Below are 22616 nucleotides of genomic sequence, written 5' to 3' on the forward strand. Positions count from 1 at the left end.
TGGTCGCCATTGCGCTTGATCCCGTGCGCTTGCAGCGCACGGCCGTTCTGATGCAGCGTAAAGACGCATACAGAAGCGCGGCGGCGCGGGCCTTTATTGGGTTGGCTAAGGAAGTAGCGGCTGAAATGGAGGGCAGTGACAAAAATCATGGCTTGGATCTCTAAGCCATTGATGAAATTGTACTTCTGACTTGTAAGGGCTGGCACCGATAGAGGGTCGTAAGTTCGACCCCGTTCAAGGCGAGGGGGGCGTCCAGAATTGTTGGCCGCCCCAGACGCGGCATCGATCAGGCCAGAACTCGGATGACGGTTTTTCCTCCGCGCCGCTCCGTCGAGGTAAGCGCGGCAACAGCGTCGGTCAACGTTGTGATCTTGCCGACATTTGTACGCAGTCTTCCATCGCGGACCCGCTGAACGATCTCGGAAAGTTGGTTTCGATCGGCCTCTACCACGAAATCAATCGTGGATCCGTTTGCAGGCCGAACATCGGTTGGTCCGACCGCAGTCACAAGCGTTCCGCCGGTTCTGATCAGGGCAGCCGACCGCTTTTGGATCTCGCCGCCGATGACGTCGAAGACTAAGTCAACGCCGCCTATGTCCTCAAGCCTGTCATTTGCAAGATCGACGAATTCGTTCGCCCCAAAGTCGAGAACTTTCTGACGGTCGGCAGTGCGCCCGGTACCGATGACATAGGCGCCGGCTTCCTTTGCGAGCTGCGTCACGATCGCGCCGACGGCGCCGGCGGCGCCATGCGCCAGAACGGTTTGTCCCGCTTGAAGTCGGCCATGCTGGAACAGACCCTGCCATGCTGTCAGCCCGGAAATCGGCAGGCTGGCACCGACGGTGAAGTCGATGTCGCCCGGCAGCGGCGCCAGATTGCGAGCCTCCATGGCGACATATTCGGCGAGCGTGCCGTCGCGGTACCAGTCAGCCAGGCCGAATACCCGCTGGCCGATCGACAGTCCCGTGGTGCCGTAACCCAAAGCGGTGACCACGCCAGCCACCTCATGACCGAGGATTGCCGGCGTCCGATCATGCGAGGTGCGATTGGTCCAGGTGGACGGCCATTCGAGTTCGGTATTGACGAACCCCGCCGCATGAACCCTGACAACGACGTCGTTGATGGCGGCCTTAGGCTCGGGACGTTCCACCAGTTTTAAATCGACAAGCCCGGCCTCCGGGTTGGTTGCTACAATCGCTTTCATGGGACGCACTCCTTAATTTCCGTTGCGTTGAAAGATGAATTGGGGACCACGAGCCCAGATCGGCCTCATGCAGGCAGTTGCCGCTCGACTGTGGCTTGGTTGACTGGGTGCCGACGGACGAGCCGCGATGCTTGCCAATCATACGCTCGATACCGGCGGGCGCTTCATCAGCAAGAGGTCTTTGACATCCTGCAGATCGCTTCCATCCAAGATGGGAAGCGTCAGCCATTTTCCGTCGATATAGGTTTTGGCGTTGTCGTAGAGGCTGACGAGTTCAGGCCGCCAGGCATACCGTCGCTCCTCGAATTTCTCCCGCTCTGCCCGGCCCATGACCACGATGGCCGAAAGCCGTTTGAACTCCGGGACCAAGGTCACAAACGCCTTGGTTTTCTTGTACCGCAAGGTCCAGCCGCGGTTCTTGCCACCGTAAAGCCAGTCCGGGGCAAAAACGTCCGGATAGAATGCGTCGATCCAGGCCCGCAGCTCGGACCAGTGGGCGAACCCCTCCTGTCCGATCCACTCGCGGAGAGCGGCATCGAGCGGTGGTGCTGCCCGTTCAGTCATCCTGTCGCCGATCTGTGGAAGGGATAGCGTTGTTTCACGCATCTAAAAGCCTCCTATGTGACCCGCCGGGGCGGAATGGTTGAGATGTCCGGGCCGCCAGCGAGCGGGCAGGGAATGCAACTTCGGCTATCGTCTGCCGGCGTTCGCCGGCAGCACGGAGCTTGTGTGGGTGTCTCCAAGACCCGGCACGACCGCCAGGTCGAGGGCGGCGAGAAGCGCCTGCCGCGCCGCTGCCGCATGTTCCCAGTCGAGGAAAGCGGTGCCTTGCAGCGGAAAGAATTGTTGCGTCTTCAGCCCGATCGAGCTCAGCGACAGCGACAGGTAGGGTGTCAAAAAGTCCGGCTGGTTGGCGCGCTCGCCGGTGAAGAATCCACCAGACGCCACGCCAATAAGGACCGGACGGTCCCGAAGCATTCCGACTTTCCCGGCCGGCGTTGATTTCATTGTGCGGCCGACACGCAGGACCTGATCGATCCAGGCCTTGAGGACCGAGGGAATGGTCAGATTGTGCATCGGTGTTCCGATGACGACCGCATCCGCCGCTTCGACCTCCCGGATAAGCTGTTCGGAAAGATCGAGCGATCCTGTCGGCGGGGCGGCCAAGGTCGCCGGCGACGCCAATGCGGCGGCATAAAGGGCGACCGTTTGTGGTAGGGGATCGGTCCCCAGATCACGCCGGATGATGTCCGCGCCAGGCGCAACCTCAAGAAGCTTTTCGACGATCGCCGCCGAGAGCTGGCGGCTATGTGATTGCTGGCGCGGACTGCTGTCGATGTGGAGAATGTTCATGGGATTGATCCAACGGCTTCATGAGGTTGCGAGAAAGCGGAACTCAGATCGCGCCGGCCGGGGCAACGGCGGGAAAGTCCTTGTCGGGATCAAAGACATTGTTGAACAGGTTCGTCAGCGTGTACATGGCGACCAGAGCTACGATCTCGATGATGTTCGCTTCGGTGAAACCGGCATCGCGAACAGCCTTCAGATGCGCGTCACTGACTTTCCCTCGGGTCTCGATAACCTTTCGCGCGAATTGCACCGCCGCATCCCGCTTCGGGTCATTCGCGTGGCCCCTGCGAGCGAGAATGATCTCGTCGGCAGGCAGCTTGGCCATATGTTCGGCGGTGAAGCTGTGAACGGTCAGGCAATAGTTGCAGCCGTTCACTTCGGAGACAGCAAGGCCGATGCTGTCTCGTGTCCTCACGTCAAGCGTCTTGCTGAGCGAGCCAAGCAAGGCAGCCCATGCGTTGAAGGCGATCGGGCTTTGCGCAAAGGCCGCCATCATGTTTGGGGTGAAGCCGATGTTTCTTGCGAAAGCATCAAGGGTCTCTTTGGATGCAGCCGGCACCTGTTCCGGCGTCAGAACGGTCGTTCTGGTCATGGTCGTCTCCATAAATATCGATTGGATTGCGGATTATGCGAAGGACAGGACGTCGGCCACGGGCAGGCGTGGCTTCTGCGGCCAGTTGCCGGACCGCTCGGGTCCGACGGTCAAGAGCATGACCGGGATTTCATCTTCGGCGAGGCCGAATTCGCGATGCACGGCTTCCGCGTCGAAACCGATCATCGGTGTTGACCCGAGACCAAGCGAGCGCGCCGCATAGACGATTGCCGCGGTACCGAAGGTCGCGGAGCGCACCGCTTCGTCACGCTGCCGTTGGGGCTGGTTGTCATAGAGGCTGCGGGCCGGCGCTTCCCATTCCGGCACCAGGTGAGCCGGCATGATGCCGGCTTCCACGACCGGCGCCAGGCGGGCGGGCACGGTGCTGGCATCGGCGAACTGCCCCACGATGATAAAAGTTACCGCGGCATCGAGGATCGCGGGTTGCTTCCAGGCGATCGGATGGAGCCGGGCCTTGGCTTCAGGTGTGCGGACGGCGATAAATCGCCAGTTCTGCAGGTGGAACGACGTCGGCGCCGACGTGCCGATGCGCACCAGATCCCGGATCTGATCGTCGCTCAGTGTGGCGGTGGCGTCGTAATATTTGGCGGCACTGCGGCTGAGGATGGTTTCGATGACGGCATTCGTCGGCGCAGTTTCGGAGGCTGTGTTGCTGATGTAGTTCATTGGGTGGCTCCCTCATCAAGTGATTACGGAGCCGATTTTACGAGCGACAGTGATATTATCGAGACTGAATTGCCTCAATTTAGTGCTCAAAAGGATCAAGCTTTAGCCCAGCACTAACTCGCACTTTTCCCGCCGGTCTGCGCCAGCCTGCGCCATTCCCCTGGCGTCATCCCCATCTTCTCGGCAAACACGCGCCGGAATGCCGAAACGGATTGGTAGCCGACCGTTTCGGCGATCGCCTCGGTACTGACCGCCGGCTTCTTGAGCTCGTTGGCAGCCAAACTCATGCGCAGATCAGTCAATAGGTCGAGCGCCGAGCAACCGAGCTTGTCCTGGAAGTGGCGCATGAAGGTTGCGCGGGACATGCTACACAGGTCCGCCAGATCGGGCAGTTTCCAGGGCTTTGCCGGATCGGCGAGCATCGCGGTGACTGCCGGCGCCAGCCTTGGATGACCAGCAAGCGCCAACAGACCCTCGGGAGCTTTCTGCGATTCACTCGCCGCTCTGAGCACGAGGGTAAACAGAACTGAAGACAGAGCGTTCAAAACGGCGCGGCCACCCACCCGATCGCCGGCCGCCTCCATGCGCATCAACCTCACCAGACTGGCCAGTTGATCGGTGGCGGCGCCCTCTCCATCCACTTCACGACGGTCGATTGCACGCGCCACCACGTCCGTGGGCAGGTAGGTACGGATCAGCCGGTCATGGGGCGGCTCGACGAAAAATCGGCCGCACAAAAGATCGAGTTGCTCGTCGTGGCTATCATTCTCGCTCAGCATCCAGCCCGCAGTTCCCCGGTGCTGTCGCGTTTCGATGGGTGTTTCCCCGCTTCCATCGTGGAGCACGTGCGGCGCGCCGTGAGGCAGCAATATGATATCTCCCTCGCAAAGTTCTTTCGTCGATTTGGTCTCCGGGTGCTCGAAGATGGCCCGACCCTTGACGATCACGTGGTAAGGAATCTCATTCGCCGCAGCCCGCGGCCACGCAACTCGCCACGGTGCGCCATAATAACACCGGACCTCGAGTTGGCCGGTGACGCTGACGATTTGCAGGAGATGGCTCAACCAGTCGACTTCGGACATGGAATCTTCCGGGCTTTCTTGACTAGACATCCCGTGTCAAATGCCACGTTCTTCATATTTTCTCCAGCTACTACAGAAGATCCCGTGAGCGGCCCAAGCGCAGAAATCGAGAAGGTAGCGCCGGGAGGCAGGACTAGATGTCGACTTGTCAGGGCCATCCTCTATGTCCTGAAACAGCAACACTGGATGGAGAGGTGACATGCACATCGATGGCGCATGCCAATGCGGAAAGATCACGTATGACGCCGAGGTCGATCCGCAAGACGTCGCGATCTGCCATTGTACCGACTGCCAGAGATTGACCGGCACCGCTTATAGGGTGACCGTCAGCGCACAACGTAGCCGGTTCCATATCACGTCAGGTGAGCCCAAGCTTTATGTTAAGACCGCCGACAATGGTCGTCGGCGGCTGCAGTTCTTCTGTTCCGATTGCGGATCGCCCATCTATACGACGGGAGAGGATGAAGATGCCGAGCAGGTCGGAATCAGACTGGGAACTGTCAATCAGCGTCAGGAGCTGTAGCCCCGCTCGCAGAGATGGTGCTCTTCGGCGTTGGCATGGACGCAGGATTTGACTGGACTTCCAGGTCGACCGGGCGATTGAGCGTCCCAGCAGAAGACGTAATGGAACGGGTTTTCGTCTTATCCCAAAAGGAAAGCGGCGAAGGTCGTGCGCCAGCACGTCGTCCAGCGGCTCCTGGTACGATGCCTTGAAAATGGCATTACCGCGAGATCGAAGTCGAGCCACCGTCATTGCCATCAGCCGCCGAGGCATACATATTTTTGTTATCCAGATCGATTGTTAAAACGCCATAGGAGTAAGCATGGCCCGCCTTTCAAACATGGTCGCCGTCGTAACTGGCGGCGGCAGGGGAATTGGTCGAGAGATCGCGCTACAGCAGGCTAGGGAAGGGGCGAAGGTCGCCGTGTTGGCGCGAACGGCCACCGAGATTGAGGAAACAGTCTCTCTCATTGAGGAAGCGGGCGGTGAAGCGATCGCCGTTTCGACGGACCTGATTGACCTTGCCGCCGTTGAAAGTGCCTTTACTCGCGTTGCGAGCGAATTAGGCCCTGTCGACATTCTCATCAACAACCACGGCTCGTTTCAGGGCTTCGGACCTATTTGGGACTGTGATCCCCTCGTGTGGTGGCGCGATGTCGAGATCAACCTGCGAGGTACATTCAACACCTGCCGCACGGTCGCCCCCACGATGTTGGCGCGGGGCAGCGGTCGGATCGTAAACCTTGTAGGTGGCGGAACGGGCAACAGCTTTCCAAACGGCTCTGGCTACGCCTCCAGCAAGGCTGCCATCATGCGTCTCACGGAGTGTCTGAACGACACAACCATTGGCAACGACGTGCGCGCATTCGCCGTCGATCCCGGTCTTGTTCGCACGGCGATGACGGAATTGCAGCTGTCGTCGGAGGCAGGGAAAACCTACCTACCCGGGATACAGAAGCTTTTCGATGATAGCGTCAACATCGAGCCGTTGCGGGCTGCACTCTTGATTGCCGACATCGCCGCTGGACGTTTCGATATTCTTGCCGGTCGTCTGTTGCGCGGCGTCGATGATCGCGATGCGCTTGCAGAAGAAATGGATGCGATAGTCGCGGCGGACGGCAGAGCACTACGTTTTAGCTCCGTCGACCAAGCTAAGCTCTGAAGATATTCTTGGAGGTTGGAGAGCCCCGTTTGCAGAGTGCCTGAATGAACAGGCGGCGCCGCTGGAACCGCTGCAATTTCCGGCCGTAAATTCATGTCCGCGGGTTCGCACCGCCGTCCCGTCGCACATTGGCCTCGCGGTCGCCTTCGAATGGATGTTTGCGCCGGAAGTGGCTGATCGCACGGTGCAGCGCGTCCAGGAAGATTGGAATTTCCGAGGATCAATCTTTGGGCGGTGTTCGCCACCGGCAGGCTGGCAAGTGCAAAGGCACGCGTTCGCCAATTCGCGGGATCGATCATTGCTGTGCAAAGCCTATACGCCTGGTGGTTGACTTGTTCACCGCGGGCAGCCGGAACTTCTTGAATCGGCGTTCGTTTTCCACTGACCAAAATTACTAGGAGGACTGCAAATGGCAACCACTTCTCGGGCCAAGGTCGCTGGCGGACAGGATCATGAGGTCCGCTACGAGGCGAAGAAGGAAAGCGTTTCCGAGGACACGGTCAAGAAGGCCGTGAAAAGCGCTGGCAATTCTCGCAAGAAGGTCGAGCAGGAAATAGGCCGACACTGAGCCGGGAAGCTTGCGACCTATAACGTCAATGGCGTCAATGGCCGGCTTGACGTCCTCCTCCGATGGTTGGATGAGGCCGTGCCGAACGTCGTCTGCCTGCAGGAGCTGAAGGCGCCGCAGGAGAAGTTTCCGATCAAGGCGATCGAGGCAGCTGGTTGCTGATCAGTTGTCCGGGCACGGTCCTACCTCTCCAAAGGCTCGGTATGTGCAACACCAATGCTGCAACATCGGTGCTCTTACCCGCAACATCAACGGGCCGCCCCTCAAGTCGCACGAGATTGTTGCTTTGTACGTATGACCTTAAGCGCGTGCCACCCGAGATCTCCAGCAAGGGAACGCTGCAAGCAATGGGCACGACCGGAAAAGGTGAGTCACAGCCCTTCATCCAGCTCCGGTTGATAACCTTGCAAGGCCAACATTGGAGTGAGCTGAGGAGCAGGTAAATCGCCATGACAACTGAGGTTTATATAAATCCCGGCTCTCATCTCCAAAAACGCAGCCTCATCGCCCAAGTGCTCGATAAACCAGCGATGAACAAAGTTACGATCCTCGACGGGTGTGATATCTACAAGCTCTCCAGCGGGGGTCCGCAAAACGGAGTGAGCCGTGTAGCCACGACTATCAGGGCCGAAGCTTGCGTAACAAAGCCATCCTCGAACAGGAGCATAGTCAGGGTGGTGTCGAACCCAGTAGTCTACGTTTGCGTGACAATCACCGACCTTCGGTTTCCAGTCCCCGATAAAGGCATCTAGCATGAACCGGACATCAACGGATCTCCCACTTCTTGCGCATATGTCGCGCAAATATTCGTCCCGGTCCATGGCGTCACCTATGGTGTTAGCATGCCCTTTGGTCGCCGGTTCAGATACCATCAAGAGCAAAGCCATCTTTAGCTACGAACCCCTGTCGCGAGACTAGATCAAGATATCTGTTTCTGCTGCTACCGTCGTCTCAATGAGAGCCTTCGCGGCGATCACGCCGTTATAAAGATCAACCACGACGCCTGGAGCCTTCAACGTCACGACCAACGAATAGCGTGTCTTGCGATTGACGATATCCTTGGCGGCTCGATTGCGCCACCAGCCTACAACAGGCTTCACACACAACAGCTCACGGCCCAAAAGCTCGACAGCAGGCCCGGACCAGACGTCGCAATGCAAGGAGCCTGCCGAAATGCTGCCCGGCCCAAACATCCATCGGGCGTCGTCGGCATGGCTTGGCGCCCGCGCACCATCTTCGCGCTCGGCCGCATTCACCCGCTGCTTGAAGCGTTCGACAAGCTCTCCTCGCCGCTGCAGGTCGAAGCGCAGGCCGAAGGATTGGTAGCGTTGTGGATCGACATTGGCCGAGAACCCTGGATTGGGATCCACAAAGTATGACAGCGTGACCTTCAGCTCGACCACGGTGTTCTGCAGATCCTCCAGGATCGCAGCCGGAAGCGGGAGCTGGTAATAATGGCACTCGTTGAATTCGCGCTGCCCTTTCAAGCGGAACGGCTGGATATGGGCCTGTGCGATTAGCGCCAGGTGGTCCTGTGCTGAGGCGGATGCGCGGTCGAAATCAGGTACCCCATAGCCGAACCGCCTCATCAGCGGATACCGGTCCTTCTTTCCCGCAGGACTGTTCAACTGCTCAAGCATTGGTTCTGTCCATTCGGCGCTATGAATGACAAGCGCCCTAATGGTTTCCGGCCAATAATTCGAGTGCTCGGCCGTGAGCCTTGCCACCATGCGCGCGGCTTGTGCGGTCGCAGCGCTCGTCGCCTGAAACGCCGTGAGGGCATTTGCGCCGGTCGTCGGCGAAGCGGTTAGAAGTGATAGCGAATCCAGGCTGAGAACCTCTCGGCGACCCGGGCTGAGTGCGCGATTGCCGGCCTCCAGGACCACTTCCGGCTTGATCGGCGCGCGGGCGTGAGCCCAGTTGACGCTCGTGCGGCTGTAAGGGCTGAGTTCTCCGGGGCCGGCAAGGCACGACCAATCTTCGTAGCCCACGTCGGAGATCTGATTGAGATCGGTGTATCCACCGATGGTAATGGCGTTCCAAGCCTGACTCGGATCTTCGGCGGGGTAATCGTCCTGCTGGGAAATCCGAGCAAATTCGATCTCGGCTGGAACGTTGCCGGCAGAAATGACGAATAACCGCTTCGGAGCGTCGTCGTCGTCGCCATTCATCGTGCCGGCCGCGGCTTGGTCGATCGCAGCGCTCCAGGTCGATGGCCGGGCACCGGAAACATTGTCGTTCGTCACCGCCATACAGAATACCCGGCTTCTCTCGGGTGCAGCGATCTCTGCCAACGATACCGCGGTCTGGCTGATCACGCCGTAGGAGTGCGGATCATTCGGGTCCATATCGTGCGGCGGCAGGAGCTTCACCGATTCCAGTCGATGGTTCAGCCGTCGCTCGGACCGATCGGATAGTGCGGCCGTCAAATCCCCGTGCAGCGCCAGGCCCGCCATAGCCGTGCCATGGCTGTGATGATCGTCGACGCCCCAGTCACGGTCGATTGCGTGCTGGTCGGCTGCAGCCAGTGCCGGCTCGATCAGCGAGTGGCCGCGATTGACTCCCGTATCCATGACGCAGACGGCAGGAACCTCGTTTCCAGGCCAGACGATACGGCCGGCGAGATCGTCGACCCATTCGTTTTGGCTTTCCCTGGCGTCTTCAAGGAAGAACACCGGGTTGTCGCTCGCGCGTCGGAGCTCGCTAACGACCCCGGTTGCGAAGGTCATCAACTCGATCGCGGCGCGGCGCGCGAGCACGGGGATGACGACCGCTTCCGGGAAATACAGCCGGCGATCGGAAGAGGCGGCACGCAGAGAGAGCCGGCGGCAGACGTCCTCAACGGCCGCTTCATTATCGCGATGCGCCCAGATCGCCCACCACATCTGATGCTGAGGATTGTCGGGCAGGGCACTAGGGTCGTCAGTCCAGAAGACTTCCAGGCGTGCGCGCCTGATCTCCTCGATTTTCTCCACGCGGCTGGCGTTCGGGGGATTTCCCTTCGGGGAGAGGGGACCTGACAGATAATCATGGAGGATCTGCTGGATGGCTTCTCGCGCATTATCCGGAACATAGAGCGCTACCGTGCGCGCGTTATCGCGGTCCTTCGTCGCCCCCGGGCGTATGCCCTGCTTCTTCCATTCTAAAACGTCGGCACTGGTGCCGGGGCGCAACTCAACTTCGATGTATCCGCCTGCGGCAGGTTCCAGTCTAGGATCTGCGCCCCTGAGTTCGGTAATTGCGGCAAGCGCGACATCCAGTTCGTTACTGAGTTTGCGTCCATGCTCCGCACGGATGCGCGGCACACTCGAACCACCGCTACCCGTGCCGGCATAGGGGCTTGCGGTACGGAGCGCCGAAACATCAATATGGGGAAGCGTGAATCGGCCTGCCATTGGTCAGTGTACACACTTCTCATCGAGGAAAGCGTCGCGCATCTCCCGACGCTGATTAAGACGTTGCACGACGTCCTCGGTTGCAATCGTCTTCCGTTCATCAAGGATCGCGGTCTTGACCGCATCATCGGCCGCGCGGACGATTTCGGATTGGCTGAGACCATCGGCTGCCTTGACGATCTTCGTCCAGCCGAGCCTTGCCGATGTCATCGGCTTGAGGTTCTTGACGATGATTTGCTTGATCTGGTCGGCCGTTGGCGCTTCAAATTCCAGAACCAGATCGTATCGACGCAACAGCGCTCGATCGAGAAGCGAGGGGTGATTGGTCGAACAAACAATGAGGCTGTCCGTCGAATTGCCCTCTTCCATGAATTGCAGGAATGAGTTGAGGACTCGGCGCATCTCGGCGACATCGTTCGTCGACGTTCGATGCGCACCAACCGCGTCGAATTCGTCAAAGAGGTAGACGCCGCGGCGCTTTGCGGTTTCGTCGAAAACTAGCCTGAGCTTTGCTGCGGTCTCGCCCATATAGCGGGTGATGAGCCCTTCCAGCCGGATCACGTAATATGGCAGGTTGAGCTCGCCGGCCAGCGCTTCCGAGGACATCGTCTTGCCCGAACCCGGCGGCCCGACGAACAAAACCCGGCGATTAGGCGTGCGGCCATGTTCCCGCAGCCAGTCACGCTTCCTCTGCTGCCGGATCATATCTTCGAGATTGTCGAGCAATCCCGGCGCCAGAACCATGTCCTTCAGCTTGAAGCGTGGCTCGCGAAGCTCGAGAAGTCCTTCGAGATCGCCTCGAGGCGCCCCGAGCGGAATGGCAACACCTGCTCCTCGGGATTTGCGGGCACGGGCCTTATCAACCTCGGCTCGCATTTCATCAGCCGTGGTCTTATGTCCCTGACGGGCCTCGGATGCGGCAATCTGGAGAGCAATCGAGAAAAACAGGTCGTCGTCGCCCTCAGCGCGACTTCGCAACATGGCAAGGATTTGCTTGGCGTTCGACACGGTCATTCTCTCTTCGTTGAGCCATCCTAATACAAACCGGGCGGCAATATAAGGCGTGGCGGAGGTCATCCACACTGGGATGGTGCGATGAAAGCTACAATATTTCCTTACCTCGGCACGGCGCGGCTTGGTGACGCAGCGCAGGTAATCTTTCACCAACTTCGAGCCGTCCAACAAGGTTCCCGACGACCCAGCTCAGAACATATTGGGAACGTTGACCATGTTGCAAGCGAAGCTTTTTATTATTTGCAATCAGGCCATCGTTTTGACGGATGCACGGGTCGAAGGTCCGAACCCCTTTCAAGGCGTTGGACTTTGATTTTCGGAGCTCTTAAGCGGAGCTTGTTTCCGCTTATCACGGGCGGCCGCGGGGTTCATATCCGGTCAAGATTACCTGGAACTCTCAGTTCATTTCGTGGGAACTGCTTTCGGCTTCGGTTGATAAAGGCGCCGTTTGACATTCGACCGCAGGGCATTGCGGAGATCTTTGTCCGTCATCGAAAGGTCGAACCATTCCGGATCGAAATAGCCGCCGCACCAACGAATGGTTTCGGCATATTCGGGATCTTCCCGGTCGCTAATGATCTCCAGGAACCGCTCGTAACCGGACACGCCACCAACATCCTCGGGTGGTCGTGCCCTTGCGCCGGCGACGCAGCTACCGAGTTTCGGCGTCGACGCGAGCGTCAGGAACTCCTCGACTACGACGGTGTGCCGCCAGTTATCCCCGAAATCATAGTGGTAGTTGAAGACAGAACCTTGTTCGAAGTCCAGCAAGCGCACCTCGCTCTGATCGAAGACACGCGGATCGTCGTCGGTCGCATCCTCCGTCAGGATCTCGACGTCCCCATACCGCAGACCACCGATGCGGAACTCATAGAGATGATAGTTCCACCAGTTGAAAGCGGCCTGAATTCAGAGATGCAGATGCTCCAGGTTCCAATGGACGGGCAGGATCAAACGCCGCCAATGTCCGGCCGGATTTCGTCAATAGAAACTCTGATCTGCACGGCGTTTGCGGGTTTGAACATGGCACGAATGAACAGGGTGGGTGGGGATCATTGAGGTTAGCCACGAAAGATGCTCGGTTTCAAGCGACGTGAGTTAGGCTTTGGCTTCACAGCCCGTGTGTTTTTTCGGTGCGATCGTTCGAACAGGTCAATTCAAACCGTTCATCCCAAGCTGCCTGCAAACCGCTCCGGGTAGCGCTCACGCTGAAACCACTCCACAACGAAATCGATGAATGCACGTGTTTTTGCCGGAAGCAGGGTCTTGTTGGCGTAGTAGATCGATATCGGCCCGGCATCCACCCACCAGGTGGGCAACAGTCGCACGAGCTCTCCACTTTCCAGATGAGGCATGGCGTCAGGTTTCGCAAGCAGCGTAACTCCCAGCCCCAGGATCGCGGCGGCTCGCATGGCGGCTGGATCGTTGACGACAATCGTTTCCTTGAGGGAGACTGCCTGCTCATCCCCCGCAGCGTTGCGCATCTGCCTTTGCGTCACACGGCCGGTCCGCAGCGATCGCATGACAATCCCGTCCATGTCAGCAAGGTCACTCGGAGCAGCGACCCGCGAGCGGCCTTCGAGGTAGGCGGGGGAGGCGACCGCAATCAAATGGGCGGGTGCAAGCGTTCTGGCGACCACGCCCTGCGCAAGTTCGAAGCCTCCACCGATCGCAGCATCGTAGCCCTCGGCGATCAGGTCGACCTGTCTGTTCTCGAACATCCATTCAGGCCGAATGAGAGGATATTGCCGCCTGAACTCGGGTAGCATCGGCAGAATATAGCCGATACCGAAGGTCGGACCCATGCTGATCTTCAGCGTGCCGGCCGGTTGTCCGTCTGTCTGCGCAGCTTCAGCGATTGCACCCTGGAGGTTCTCAAGATGATCGCGGATCGAAATGAGGAACCGTTCGCCAGCTTCCGTCAGCGTCAGGCTACGGGTGCTGCGGTGAAACAGTCGGAGCGCCAGGTTGGATTCGAGCGCCGCGACATTGCGGCTCACTCCTGCTGGGGTCAGGCCAAGACGCCGCGCTGCAGCCGAGAAACTGCCAAGTTCGGCGCTGCGCACGAAGGATTCCAGGTTCGCCAGGCTTTCCATCTTTTTCACCTTCAACAATCACTTGAAACGGATAGCGCCTATTAGCGGCTAATCAAAACGAAATTGTTGGGCCATCTTCTCGTCATCGAAGAAACAGGAATGAAGATGATGACCCAAGTACATCAACCACTCGCCGGTAAGGTCGCGCTCGTGACAGGCGGATCACGCGGCATCGGCGCCGCCATTGTCCGGCGCCTTGCCCGTGACGGCGCCGATGTCGTATTCAGCTATGCTGCATCGACCGCGCGCGCCGATGAAATCGTCAGGGAAATCGAAGGCATCGGCCGTCGTGGGCTCGCTGTCAAGGCAGACCAGGCCATTCAGGTCGAGGTCGCGGCACTGGTGCGTGCGGCTCATGAAGCTTTTGGCAGGCTCGACATCCTGGTCAACTCTGCCGGTGTTTTCGTCACTGGCATGGTCGATGACGCGCAGGCGGATGTTGCAGCTTTCGATCGCCAGATCGACGTCAATCTGAAAGGTGTTGTTGCGGCTGTCCGGGCTGCGGTACCGCTGATGACCGATGGTGGCCGGATTGTCTCGATCGGCACCACAGGCGCCGTCCACATTCCATTCGCGGGCGCTGCGGACTACGTTGCCACCAAGGCCGCGGTCGCTGCCTATACCCGCGGATGGTCCCGCGACCTCGGGCCGCGCAACATCACAGTCAACATCATCCAGCCGGGCGCAATCAACACCGACATGAATCCGCAGGACGGCCCGTTCGCGGAAAGCCTGATCAAGCTGGCGGCGCTCGGTCGATACGGACAACCGGAAGATATTGCCGCGGCTGTCGCATTCCTCGTGGGACCGGACGCCGGATACATCACCGGCGCCACCCTCAACGTCGATGGCGGCCAGTCCGCTTAACCCGGAATCAATCCAACAGGAGAAAGACATGACGACCATTGGCATCATTGGCGCTGGGAACATCGGCGCTGCATTTGCAAGGATCCTCGCACGAAACGGGATTGCGGCAAACATCGCCAACAGTCGCGGCCCGGAGACGCTCGGGGACTTGGCACAGGAGCTTGCCCCTCACATCACAGCGGGTACCATCGAGGCTGCGGCAAAAGCCGACATCGTCCTAATCGCCGTTCCGTGGTCGAAGCTCCCTTCAGCCCTTGCCGGCTTGTCCAACTGGAATGGTCGGATCGTCATCGACGCGAACAACCCGATCGAGGCACCGCTCTTCAAGCCCGCGGACCTGAATGGAAGGCTTTCGACCGAGGTCGTTGCCGGCCTGGTGCCGGGGGCGCGGGTGGTGAAGGCGTTCAATCATCTTCTTGCTGCCCTTCTGACCAAAGATCCGCATGCCGAAGGCGGGAGCCGTGTCCTCTTCTACTCGGGAGACGACGATGGCGCGAAGGCGGAGGTCGCGGCTTTGATCGCAAAGCTCGGTTTTGCCGGCGTCGATCTTGGGCCCATCTCGATCGGCGGGCGGCTCACGCAGTTCCCTGGCGGACCATTACCTGCAAACAATTTTATCAGGTTCGCCTAAGCCCCCTCTCTGGAGACACAACCATGCCCAAAAGTCCTGTCGACATCGCCACCATTTTCTTCGGCCACTGGACCGCCAATCGCATAGAGGACGCCCTTGCAATGCTGTCGGATGACGTTCTCTACGACAACGTGCCCCTGCCCAACATCATAGGAAGAGACAACGTCCGGAAGTTTCACGAGGACTTCGGAGTGGGAACGGCGTTCAGGGTAGAGTGGACAGTGACCAACATCGCGGCGTCGGGAAACGTTGTTCTGAACGAGCGCATTGATGTGTTCATCCATGAAAGCGGCGGGACGATCACGTTGCCGGTCATGGGTACGGTCACCGTAGAGGACGGGGTGATTACGGTCTGGCGCGACTATTTCGATCTGGGCGCCTTCGAGAGGCAGGTTTCGCTTCTCAAGAGATAGTCACACTGGACTCCCCGGCGTCTCTGGAGAGCATCTCGGGTCAACGGCGAATACGGTTGCACTGTTGTCTCCCGAGGTTCTCCTCCCGTGGCCTCTTCGATCTTTTCTTGCACATAGCCCGTCACGGCGAGGTTAGGCGTAGCATGTGAGGTCAGTAATACGATTGCGGCACGCGGTACTAGCGGCACGACATAGAACTCGGCGAGCAGCTTTTGTTGGCCGTTTTTCCCATGCGCTTTGCCTGTCCGGCCGCCAGCAAGATCGCTCCGACCGAAACGCCTTCGCGTTGTTTGATTTTTCCGGACCGATCTAGTGATGGAACCGACGCAAGGAGATCGTGACGCCTTGCGAATTCCTGATTAAGCTGTCTTTAGCTATGACGAAAGCGCGCGCCGCAAGGCCAACCCCGATTTTGGTACTACTGCGTGTTCCCGGGCAGCCTCGCCGCGCGATGCGTGCGAAGTATCTCGCCGCCATGGTTGGAGACGAAGGTGCGCTGGCGTCGAACCGGCTGACATGAATGTCATTTGCGGTCTGCCTGGTCGAGACGCAGCGCGACAGGCACCACGCACAGCACCGCTATGGCGCTTACGATGAACACGGTGCCAAAACCCGCATGGCCGGCTACCAAGCCCAAGATCGGCCCCGACACGCCCAGCGCAAGATCCAGGCAAGCGGTATAGGCGCCCATGGCAATACCCCTTCCCTCTGGCGGCGCGCGCCGGACTGCCTCCACACCAAGGCTTGGAAACACCAGAGCATAACCGAAACCGGTGAGGGCCGCGCCCACTGCTGCTGGGATGACGGACAAAGACAGTCCCATCAAGGCAAGGCCGACCGCTTCGATGGTAACACAGGCCAGCGCGACCCGCGCCCCGCCGATCCGGTCGGGCAGGTGACCGAACAGCAGTCGGGCGGTGATAAGCGCAACGGCGTAGGAGCTGAAGGCGAGCCACACCGGCATCCAGCTATGCGAAGCAAACAACAGGGACGCAAAGGATAGGATGGCGCCAAAACCGATACTGCTCAGGGCGGCACCGAGACCCGGGACCCAAATCTTGCCGATAACCGCAAACATGCTGGCCTGGCTCTGCCGGTTGGGAACCAGCCCTTGCACTGGCACCACCAGCAAGAGGGCCAGAACCGGAGCAAAGACGGTCACGGCCGCAATCCCGACAAAGCCGGCGCGGTCGTAGATCGCCACACCGATCGGAGCGCTGATGGCAAAGGCCGCGAACATCGCTGTTCCCATCCAGGCGATCACCTTCCCCGCATGCTCGCCGCCCACACGGGCCAGCCCCCAGACGGTGGCACCAGTGATGACAATGCTCTCCGCCGCGCCAAGCAGCGCGCGCCCTCCAATCAAGACAGCGACCGAAAGGTCCAGATCCGAGATGGCGAGGGACAGTCCGTAAACCAGGCCGGCGGCGGATGTCGCGGCCAGTCCGACCAGCACGGCGAACTTGGCCCCATGGGTGTCACAGGTCCGGCCCGACCAGAAGCGCGAGAGTAGCGATGCTGCGAACTGGCTGCCGGTGACAAGGCCGACGACGAAGGACCCGAACCCGAGTGTGTCGTGCACGTGCAGTGGCAGCACGGGGAGGCCCAGCCCGATAACCAGGAAGGCGACCAGCACCGCTGTCATGATTGGCAGCAGCGCCGTAAGTACGGGCAGCCGGGGAGAGGTGACAGACAGCGCGGTCATGATTGCAGGTCGGAGAGTTTGTAGCTGGGCTTCTTGTAAAGCGTGTCCGCCTTGTCGGTGATATCCGGGGTGAAAACATGCCTTGCCCAATCCTTTGGCGCGACATCCTCGATGCTAACTGAAACCGCATCCGGGCCATAACAGAGCGTTTGGGTCACGGCGCGTGTAATCTCCTCGGCGAGGCCGAATTTCTTCGCCTCGGACCGGCCTGCAGCCAATTTCACGATAACATGCGGCATGATCTGGTCCTTACAATTAATGGTTTGCCGTATCCTCGACAGGCGACAGCAGGTTAAGAGCCGTACTGTTCGTTGGTGACGTGTTCCATCCAATCCACCACCTTGCCGTCTAGGTGTTCCTGGATGGCGATATGGCTCATGGCGTTCTTGGGTGCCGCGCCATGCCAGTGCTTTTCTCCGGGCTCGAACCACACCACGTCGCCAGGGCGGATCTCCTCGATCGAACCGCCTTCGCGCTGGACGAGGCCGAGACCGGCTGTGACTATCAGCGTTTGCCCGAGCGGGTGGGTATGCCAAGCGGTCCGGGCGCCAGGTTCAAAGGTTACGAGTGCCGAGGCTCCCCGGCGGGCATCGTTAGAAGCAAAAAGCGGATCAACACGAACGGTGCCTGTGAACCAGTCGGAAGGCCCCGCAGCGGAAGGCTGGGACCCGTTTCGAGTGATGTTCATGACGGTATCTTTCTGTTGCGGCCCATTGCTGAGCCAGATTTGATCTTACGAGGAAATCTATCTCCCCCCGGGTCATTTGATTAGATGCTATAATCCAAATGAACTTATAGGCAGGGACGATAAATGGATGACGCGCTTGACGGATTGACGGAATTTTTAGCGGTCGCGCGGGAACGCAGTTTCACACGGGCGGCCGCCAAGCTGGGCATTGCCCAGCCCACGCTGAGCCAAACCATCCGTGCTCTGGAAGAGCGGCTCGGTGTGCGGTTGCTGATCCGGACCACGCGCAGCGTCTCTCCTACCGAAGCCGGCGAGCGATTGCTGCAAACCGCGGGACCGCGCCTGGATGACATTCGAGCCGAACTGGAAGCCTTGCGCGAGCAACGGGATAAGCCGACCGGCACCTTCCGCATCTCGGCCATCGACTTCACAGTGGATTACATTCTCTGGCCCCGACTGGCGCCATTCCTGGCCAGGCATCCAGATATCCGGGTAGAGATTGCAATAGATTATGCCATGACCGACATCGCCGCCGCCGGTTATGACGCTGGCGTCCGGCTGGGCGACGTCGTGGCGAAAGACATGATTGCCGTACCGCTGACCGCGCATTCCCGCTTCGCGGTGGTTGGCGCGCCGGGGTATTTCGAGCAGCGTTCGGAGCCCGCTATGCCTCAGGATCTGACCAGCCACCGCTGCATCAACCTGCGCCTGCCAACCTATGGCAATACCTATGCCTGGGAATTCGAGAAAGACGGGCAGGAGCTGCGCGTTCGCGTCGAAGGACAGGTGGTTTTCAACGGGATCTTTCAGGTGCTAAACGCGGCACTCGACGGCTTCGGACTGGCGTTTATTCCTGAAACTATAGCCGCGCCGCACATCGAAGCTGGCCGCCTGCGCCGCGTTCTCGAGGATTGGTGCCCGTACTGGGAGGGATACCACCTCTACTATCCGATCCGCCGGCAATCGTCGCCGGCGTTTGCGCTGCTTGTCGAAGCTTTGCGCCACCGGGGAAGCTAAGCCGCTCTTTCGGTTTAATGCTCTCCGCCATTCCAGCGATTCTGTCACAATCGCCACCGATCGCAAGAGCATTCGGCATGGCGGACATCTGCCGCAGCCTTATCGATGCATGCGGGCCATCATGGCATGCAAGCTTCAACAGTCCACACGATCACTTATGTTCAGGAACGATAAGTCCAATCGATCGTTGAGCGCTAATAATCTGTTTTCACGGCGCTACGTTTAAGATGGTGCCGCTCGAAGCGCCTTCTGTCCATCTGTGGAACCGGAGCTTGCCATGCAAACCCCCAAGCAACTTGAAATTTCCCGACGAGAATTACTTATCACGTCCGCTGCGACTGTGGCAGCAACCAGCGTCGCCGCACCGCTTGCGGCTGCGGCACAATCTTCGGGGAATACGATGGACCTCACCACCTCTGTGGCATTTTCGGTCAACGGCGAGCAGCAGACCTTGGTTGTCGACAATCGGACCACTTTGCTCGACGCCTTGCGCGAACACCTGCATTTGACCGGCACGAAGAAGGGCTGCGACCACGGGCAATGCGGCGCCTGCACGGTCATGGTCGATGGTCGTCGCATCAATTCCTGTCTAACGCTTGCCGTCATGCACGACGGCGACGAAATCACAACGATCGAGGGACTCGGCCAACCCGGTAATCTCCATCCAATGCAAGCCGCTTTCGTCAAACATGATGGCTTCCAATGCGGCTACTGTACCCCCGGACAGATCTGTTCGTCCGTGGCAGTGCTCGAGGAGATCAAAGCCAACATTCCGAGCCACGTCACCGAAAATCTGACCGAGCAGGCGGCCATCACATCGGCCGAAATCCGCGAGCGCATGAGCGGCAATATCTGTCGATGCGGGGCATACTCCAACATTCTCGATGCGATCAATGAAGTTGCAGGAGTCCCGGCATGAAGGCCTTTACATACGAACGTGCCTCCTCTGCGGAGGCCGCGGCCAAGGCGGCTGCAAATAACCCCGAAGCTAAATTCATCGCCGGAGGCACCAATCTCCTCGACCTGATGAAGTTGGAAATTGAGAAGCCGACGCATCTCATCGACGTTAATGGTCTCGGGCTGGACAAGATCGAGAAGACCGCGGAAGGTGGCCTTCGCATCGGCGCCCTGGTGCGTAACACCGACCTGGCTGCAGACCAAACGGTCCGTCGTGACTACGGCCTTCTCTCCCGGGCCCTTCTGGCGGGCGCTTCGGGACAGCTGCGCAACAAAGCCACGACCGCGGGCAATCTCCTGCAGCGGACGCGCTGTCCGTATTTCTACGACACTGCCCAGCCCTGCAATAAGCGCCAGCCTGGAAGCGGCTGTTCCGCCATTGGCGGCTTCAGCCGCCAGCATGCCGTGGTCGGCGTCAGCGACGCCTGCATCGCCACGCATCCGAGCGACATGGCGATCGCGATGCGTGCGCTGGACGCGGTCGTAGAGACGGTCAGGCCGGACGGCGCTCGACGCGCTATTCCGATTGCCGACTTCCACCGCCTGCCGGGCGACACGCCACACATCGAAACGGCTCTCGAGCAGGGCGAGTTTATCACCGCGGTCACGCTGCCACCTCCGGTCGGCGGCAAGCATATCTATCGCAAGGTTCGCGACCGTGCATCCTACGCGTTTGCCTTGGTATCTGTTGGCGCAGTCCTCCAGCCGGACGGAACGGGGAGGGTGGCTGTTGGCGGCGTCGCCCACAAGCCGTGGCGCGTCGAAGCGGCGGACGCAGAACTCGGTAAGGGAGCAAGAGCCGCTTCCGGGATCCTTCTCGCCGACGCCCATCCGACCGAGCAAAGCAAGTTCAAGGTCGATCTCGTCGAGCGCACGCTCGGTGCCGTGATCGCCGAAGCGAGAGGCTGATCGCCATGAAGTTCGACACACCAGCAACCACCAATCCGATCGACCAGCTCAAGGTGGTCGGCAAGCCGATCCACCGTATCGACGGCCAGCTCAAGACAACCGGCAAGGCGATGTATGCCTATGAATGGCATGATCCAAACATGCCTTATGTCTATGGCTATCCTGTGGGATCAACCATCGCCAAGGGACGCATCAAGACGATGAACGTCGATGCCGCAAAGCGTGCGCCCGGCGTTCTTGCCGTCGTCACCACGCTCGACGTCGGCAAGCGCGAGAAAGGCAAGTTCAACACCGCGAACCTGTTTGGCGGTGACGAGATCCAGCATTACCACCAGGCAATCGCGGTGGTCGTCGCAGAAACCTTCGAGCAGGCCCGTGCTGCGGCAAATCTTGTGAAGGTCGATTACGCCGAAGACAAGGGCGCCTATGACCTCGCCGAAGCTATGAAGACGGCAGTGAAGCCGAAGGACGCTGGAGGCGCTCCGCCCGATACGGCGGTCGGAGATTTCGAAGGGGCCTTCAAGTCCGCCGCAGTCACCCTGGACGAGAGCTATTCGACGCCAGATCAGTCGCATTCGATGATGGAACCGCATGCGTCAATCGCCGCGTGGAATGGAGACGAAATCACCGTCTGGACATCGAGCCAGATGATCGACTGGTGGCGGTCCGATCTTGCAACCACGCTGGGCGTCGACAAGGAGAAGATCCACCTGATGTCGCCGTTCATCGGCGGCGGCTTCGGCGGCAAGCTGTTTCTACGTGGCGATGCCGTTCTTGCCGCTTTCGGTGCCAAGGCGGCAAAGCGTCCCGTCAAGGTCGCTCTGCCTCGTCCCTTCATCCCCAATAACACGACACACCGTCCGGCGACGATTCAACGGCTCAGGATCGGTGCGGGCCGTGATGGAAAGATCACCGCCATCGCGCATGAGAGCTGGTCTGGCGACCAACCCGGCGGCCAGCTTGAAACGGCGGCGATGCAGACCCGCCTTCTCTACGCGGGCGAAAACCGCATGACCGCGATGCGACTGGCGACGCTGAACCTTCCCGAAGGCAACGCCATGCGTGCGCCCGGCGAGGCGCCGGGCCTGATGGCCCTCGAAATTGCCATGGACGAGATGGCAGAGAAGCTCGGCATCGATCCTGTGCAGTTCCGCATTCTCAACGATACTCAGGTCGATCCAGAGAAACCGGACCGTCCGTTCTCTCATCGCGACCTGGTCGGCTGCCTCAAGCTCGGCGCTGAGCGTTTCGGCTGGAACGGCCGCGGCCGTCCTGGGGCACGTCGCGAACGGAACTGGATGGTCGGCACGGGCGTCGCCGCTGCCTTCCGGAATAATCTGTTGCTTCCGTCCGGCGCACGGGCACGTCTGGACAAAGAAGGCATCGTCACCGTCGAGACCGACATGACGGACATCGGCACTGGCAGCTATACGATCATCGCTCAGACCGCAGCAGAGATGATGGGCCTGCCGATCGACAAGGTCGCTGTGCAACTTGGCGATTCCCGCTTTCCGGTCTCCGCAGGCTCTGGCGGACAGTTCGGTGCAAACTGTTCGACCTCGGGCGTCTATGCCGCCTGCGTCAAGCTGCGCGAGGCAGTCGTCGAGAGGCTCGGGCTCAACGCCAGCGACGTGGTCTTCGAAAACGGCGCCGTCCGCTCCGGGACCAGATCGGTTTCGCTTGCTGAAGCTGCCGGTCCAGACGGACTTGTCGGCGAAGACAAAATCGAATGGGAGAAGCTGTCGGATAGCCATCAGCAATCGACCTTCGGGGCTCA

24 protein-coding genes and 2 pseudogenes are annotated in these 22616 nt (G+C 59.7%); 12 read left to right on the plus strand and 14 right to left on the minus strand.

Translation table 11 applies throughout. The features are described 5' to 3' along the window. Positions 1-286: 286 nt before the first annotated feature. The 6 genes from FHT73_RS28395 to FHT73_RS28420 form a co-directional block, all read right to left on the minus strand. Positions 287-1204, minus strand: a complete 918-nt coding sequence (locus FHT73_RS28395) for an NADP-dependent oxidoreductase (protein ID WP_183716352.1) — start codon at positions 1202-1204, stop codon at positions 287-289. A 138-nt stretch (positions 1205-1342) separates the two neighbouring features. Beyond that, positions 1343-1810 carry a DUF3788 domain-containing protein gene (locus tag FHT73_RS28400; protein WP_112399384.1) on the minus strand — a complete coding sequence of 156 codons (468 nt, stop codon included), beginning with the start codon at positions 1808-1810 and terminating at the stop codon, positions 1343-1345. An 84-nt stretch (positions 1811-1894) separates the two neighbouring features. Then, entirely contained in the window at positions 1895-2557 is a 663-nt protein-coding gene (locus FHT73_RS28405; RefSeq protein WP_183716354.1) for an NAD(P)H-dependent oxidoreductase, read from the minus strand. Between the two features lie 43 nt (positions 2558-2600). After that, positions 2601-3146 carry a peroxidase-related enzyme gene (locus tag FHT73_RS28410; RefSeq protein WP_112413008.1) on the minus strand — a complete coding sequence of 182 codons (546 nt, stop codon included), beginning with the start codon at positions 3144-3146 and terminating at the stop codon, positions 2601-2603. 33 nt (positions 3147-3179) lie between these two features. Continuing rightward, entirely contained in the window at positions 3180-3833 is a 654-nt protein-coding gene (locus FHT73_RS28415) for a nitroreductase family protein (protein WP_183716356.1), read from the minus strand. A gap of 113 nt (positions 3834-3946) precedes the next feature. After that, positions 3947-4915 (minus strand): AraC family transcriptional regulator, encoded by a 969-nt coding sequence (locus FHT73_RS28420; protein WP_183716357.1) that lies wholly within the window; start codon positions 4913-4915, stop codon positions 3947-3949. Between the two features lie 199 nt (positions 4916-5114). On the opposite strand from FHT73_RS28420, the pseudogene FHT73_RS28425 reads away from it, so the two are divergent. The 4 genes and pseudogenes from FHT73_RS28425 to FHT73_RS28440 form a co-directional block, all read left to right on the plus strand. Then, positions 5115-5519: pseudogene (locus FHT73_RS28425) on the plus strand (GFA family protein). Between the two features lie 220 nt (positions 5520-5739). After that, positions 5740-6579 (plus strand): SDR family oxidoreductase, encoded by an 840-nt coding sequence (locus tag FHT73_RS28430; protein ID WP_183716359.1) that lies wholly within the window; start codon positions 5740-5742, stop codon positions 6577-6579. 409 nt (positions 6580-6988) lie between these two features. After that, a complete protein-coding gene (locus tag FHT73_RS28435; RefSeq protein ID WP_183716361.1) occupies positions 6989-7147 on the plus strand; it encodes a DUF3606 domain-containing protein in 159 nt (52 codons plus the stop codon). Positions 7148-7153: 6 nt separating this feature from the next. Continuing rightward, positions 7154-7303: pseudogene (locus FHT73_RS28440) on the plus strand (endonuclease/exonuclease/phosphatase family protein); the annotation flags it as partial. Positions 7304-7518: 215 nt separating this feature from the next. Here FHT73_RS28440 and FHT73_RS28445 read toward each other — a convergent pair. The 4 genes from FHT73_RS28445 to FHT73_RS28460 all read right to left on the minus strand — a co-directional run bounded on the left by FHT73_RS28445 (position 7519) and on the right by FHT73_RS28460 (position 12417). Then, on the minus strand, positions 7519-8034 hold the full coding sequence (locus tag FHT73_RS28445; RefSeq protein WP_183716363.1) for a hypothetical protein: 516 nt from the start codon (positions 8032-8034) through the stop codon (positions 7519-7521). 27 nt (positions 8035-8061) lie between these two features. Next, positions 8062-10542 carry a S8 family peptidase gene (locus FHT73_RS28450; protein ID WP_183716365.1) on the minus strand — a complete coding sequence of 827 codons (2481 nt, stop codon included), beginning with the start codon at positions 10540-10542 and terminating at the stop codon, positions 8062-8064. 3 nt (positions 10543-10545) lie between these two features. After that, positions 10546-11556: an AAA family ATPase gene (locus FHT73_RS28455; RefSeq protein WP_210290525.1), complete on the minus strand. Its 1011-nt coding sequence runs from the start codon at positions 11554-11556 to the stop codon at positions 10546-10548. A gap of 402 nt (positions 11557-11958) precedes the next feature. Next, positions 11959-12417 (minus strand): plasmid pRiA4b ORF-3 family protein, encoded by a 459-nt coding sequence (locus FHT73_RS28460; RefSeq protein WP_348648372.1) that lies wholly within the window; start codon positions 12415-12417, stop codon positions 11959-11961. Here FHT73_RS28460 and FHT73_RS29675 point away from each other — a divergent pair. Beyond that, positions 12310-12615, plus strand: coding sequence for a hypothetical protein (locus FHT73_RS29675; RefSeq protein WP_246712269.1), 306 nt, complete (start codon positions 12310-12312; stop codon positions 12613-12615). The genes FHT73_RS28460 and FHT73_RS29675 overlap by 108 nt on opposite strands. A gap of 107 nt (positions 12616-12722) precedes the next feature. Here the strand turns inward: FHT73_RS29675 and FHT73_RS28465 are convergent, their stop codons facing one another. Beyond that, entirely contained in the window at positions 12723-13652 is a 930-nt protein-coding gene (locus FHT73_RS28465) for a LysR family transcriptional regulator (protein ID WP_183716367.1), read from the minus strand. A gap of 108 nt (positions 13653-13760) precedes the next feature. Between FHT73_RS28465 and FHT73_RS28470 the strand changes: the two genes are divergently transcribed. Genes FHT73_RS28470 through FHT73_RS28480 form a run of 3 tightly spaced genes read left to right on the plus strand, consistent with a single transcriptional unit; the run spans position 13761 to position 15563 of the window. Beyond that, entirely contained in the window at positions 13761-14519 is a 759-nt protein-coding gene (locus tag FHT73_RS28470; RefSeq protein ID WP_183716368.1) for an SDR family oxidoreductase, read from the plus strand. 28 nt (positions 14520-14547) lie between these two features. After that, positions 14548-15150 carry an NAD(P)-binding domain-containing protein gene (locus tag FHT73_RS28475; RefSeq protein WP_183716370.1) on the plus strand — a complete coding sequence of 201 codons (603 nt, stop codon included), beginning with the start codon at positions 14548-14550 and terminating at the stop codon, positions 15148-15150. Between the two features lie 23 nt (positions 15151-15173). Further along, positions 15174-15563, plus strand: coding sequence for a limonene-1,2-epoxide hydrolase family protein (locus FHT73_RS28480; RefSeq protein ID WP_183716372.1), 390 nt, complete (start codon positions 15174-15176; stop codon positions 15561-15563). A gap of 523 nt (positions 15564-16086) precedes the next feature. Here the strand turns inward: FHT73_RS28480 and FHT73_RS28485 are convergent. Genes FHT73_RS28485 through FHT73_RS28495 form a run of 3 tightly spaced genes read right to left on the minus strand, consistent with a single transcriptional unit; the run spans position 16087 to position 17956 of the window. Further along, the gene (locus tag FHT73_RS28485) at positions 16087-17268 is read right to left on the minus strand and encodes an arabinose transporter (RefSeq protein ID WP_183716374.1); all 1182 of its coding nucleotides are present in this window, start codon (positions 17266-17268) and stop codon (positions 16087-16089) included. Further along, positions 17265-17507, minus strand: a complete 243-nt coding sequence (locus FHT73_RS28490; protein ID WP_183716376.1) for a tautomerase family protein — start codon at positions 17505-17507, stop codon at positions 17265-17267. The genes FHT73_RS28485 and FHT73_RS28490 overlap by 4 nt, the downstream gene beginning before the upstream one ends. A 53-nt stretch (positions 17508-17560) precedes the next feature. Next, positions 17561-17956 (minus strand): cupin domain-containing protein, encoded by a 396-nt coding sequence (locus FHT73_RS28495; RefSeq protein WP_183716378.1) that lies wholly within the window; start codon positions 17954-17956, stop codon positions 17561-17563. A gap of 123 nt (positions 17957-18079) precedes the next feature. Here FHT73_RS28495 and FHT73_RS28500 point away from each other — a divergent pair, with 123 nt between their 5' ends. The 4 genes from FHT73_RS28500 to FHT73_RS28515 form a co-directional block, all read left to right on the plus strand. Next, entirely contained in the window at positions 18080-18973 is an 894-nt protein-coding gene (locus FHT73_RS28500; RefSeq protein WP_183716380.1) for a LysR family transcriptional regulator, read from the plus strand. Between the two features lie 277 nt (positions 18974-19250). Next, complete coding sequence (gene paoA, locus FHT73_RS28505) at positions 19251-19892, plus strand: aldehyde dehydrogenase iron-sulfur subunit PaoA (protein WP_183716382.1); 642 nt, start codon at positions 19251-19253, stop codon at positions 19890-19892. After that, positions 19889-20839: a xanthine dehydrogenase family protein subunit M gene (locus FHT73_RS28510; RefSeq protein ID WP_183716384.1), complete on the plus strand. Its 951-nt coding sequence runs from the start codon at positions 19889-19891 to the stop codon at positions 20837-20839. Before paoA ends, FHT73_RS28510 begins: the two co-directional genes overlap by 4 nt. A 5-nt stretch (positions 20840-20844) precedes the next feature. Beyond that, positions 20845-22616: xanthine dehydrogenase family protein molybdopterin-binding subunit (locus FHT73_RS28515; protein ID WP_183716387.1), on the plus strand; the 1772-nt coding region annotated here is incomplete at its 3' end.

The sequence above is a fragment of the Rhizobium sp. BK098 genome (genome assembly GCF_014193155.1).
Classification (GTDB): domain Bacteria; phylum Pseudomonadota; class Alphaproteobacteria; order Rhizobiales; family Rhizobiaceae; genus Rhizobium.

Coding starts and splice junctions, on each gene's coding strand:
- FHT73_RS28395 (WP_183716352.1), bottom strand. CDS start 1,204: ATGAAAGCGATTGTAGCAACCAACCCGGAGGCCGGGCTTGTCGATTTA.
- FHT73_RS28400 (WP_112399384.1), bottom strand. CDS start 1,810: ATGCGTGAAACAACGCTATCCCTTCCACAGATCGGCGACAGGATGACT.
- FHT73_RS28405 (WP_183716354.1), bottom strand. CDS start 2,557: ATGAACATTCTCCACATCGACAGCAGTCCGCGCCAGCAATCACATAGC.
- FHT73_RS28410 (WP_112413008.1), bottom strand. CDS start 3,146: ATGACCAGAACGACCGTTCTGACGCCGGAACAGGTGCCGGCTGCATCC.
- FHT73_RS28415 (WP_183716356.1), bottom strand. CDS start 3,833: ATGAACTACATCAGCAACACAGCCTCCGAAACTGCGCCGACGAATGCC.
- FHT73_RS28420 (WP_183716357.1), bottom strand. CDS start 4,915: ATGTCCGAAGTCGACTGGTTGAGCCATCTCCTGCAAATCGTCAGCGTC.
- FHT73_RS28430 (WP_183716359.1), top strand. CDS start 5,740: ATGGCCCGCCTTTCAAACATGGTCGCCGTCGTAACTGGCGGCGGCAGG.
- FHT73_RS28435 (WP_183716361.1), top strand. CDS start 6,989: ATGGCAACCACTTCTCGGGCCAAGGTCGCTGGCGGACAGGATCATGAG.
- FHT73_RS28445 (WP_183716363.1), bottom strand. CDS start 8,034: ATGGCTTTGCTCTTGATGGTATCTGAACCGGCGACCAAAGGGCATGCT.
- FHT73_RS28450 (WP_183716365.1), bottom strand. CDS start 10,542: ATGGCAGGCCGATTCACGCTTCCCCATATTGATGTTTCGGCGCTCCGT.
- FHT73_RS28455 (WP_210290525.1), bottom strand. CDS start 11,556: ATGACCGTGTCGAACGCCAAGCAAATCCTTGCCATGTTGCGAAGTCGC.
- FHT73_RS28465 (WP_183716367.1), bottom strand. CDS start 13,652: ATGGAAAGCCTGGCGAACCTGGAATCCTTCGTGCGCAGCGCCGAACTT.
- FHT73_RS28470 (WP_183716368.1), top strand. CDS start 13,761: ATGACCCAAGTACATCAACCACTCGCCGGTAAGGTCGCGCTCGTGACA.
- FHT73_RS28475 (WP_183716370.1), top strand. CDS start 14,548: ATGACGACCATTGGCATCATTGGCGCTGGGAACATCGGCGCTGCATTT.
- FHT73_RS28480 (WP_183716372.1), top strand. CDS start 15,174: ATGCCCAAAAGTCCTGTCGACATCGCCACCATTTTCTTCGGCCACTGG.
- FHT73_RS28485 (WP_183716374.1), bottom strand. CDS start 17,268: ATGACCGCGCTGTCTGTCACCTCTCCCCGGCTGCCCGTACTTACGGCG.
- FHT73_RS28490 (WP_183716376.1), bottom strand. CDS start 17,507: ATGCCGCATGTTATCGTGAAATTGGCTGCAGGCCGGTCCGAGGCGAAG.
- FHT73_RS28495 (WP_183716378.1), bottom strand. CDS start 17,956: ATGAACATCACTCGAAACGGGTCCCAGCCTTCCGCTGCGGGGCCTTCC.
- FHT73_RS28500 (WP_183716380.1), top strand. CDS start 18,080: ATGGATGACGCGCTTGACGGATTGACGGAATTTTTAGCGGTCGCGCGG.
- paoA (WP_183716382.1), top strand. CDS start 19,251: ATGCAAACCCCCAAGCAACTTGAAATTTCCCGACGAGAATTACTTATC.
- FHT73_RS28510 (WP_183716384.1), top strand. CDS start 19,889: ATGAAGGCCTTTACATACGAACGTGCCTCCTCTGCGGAGGCCGCGGCC.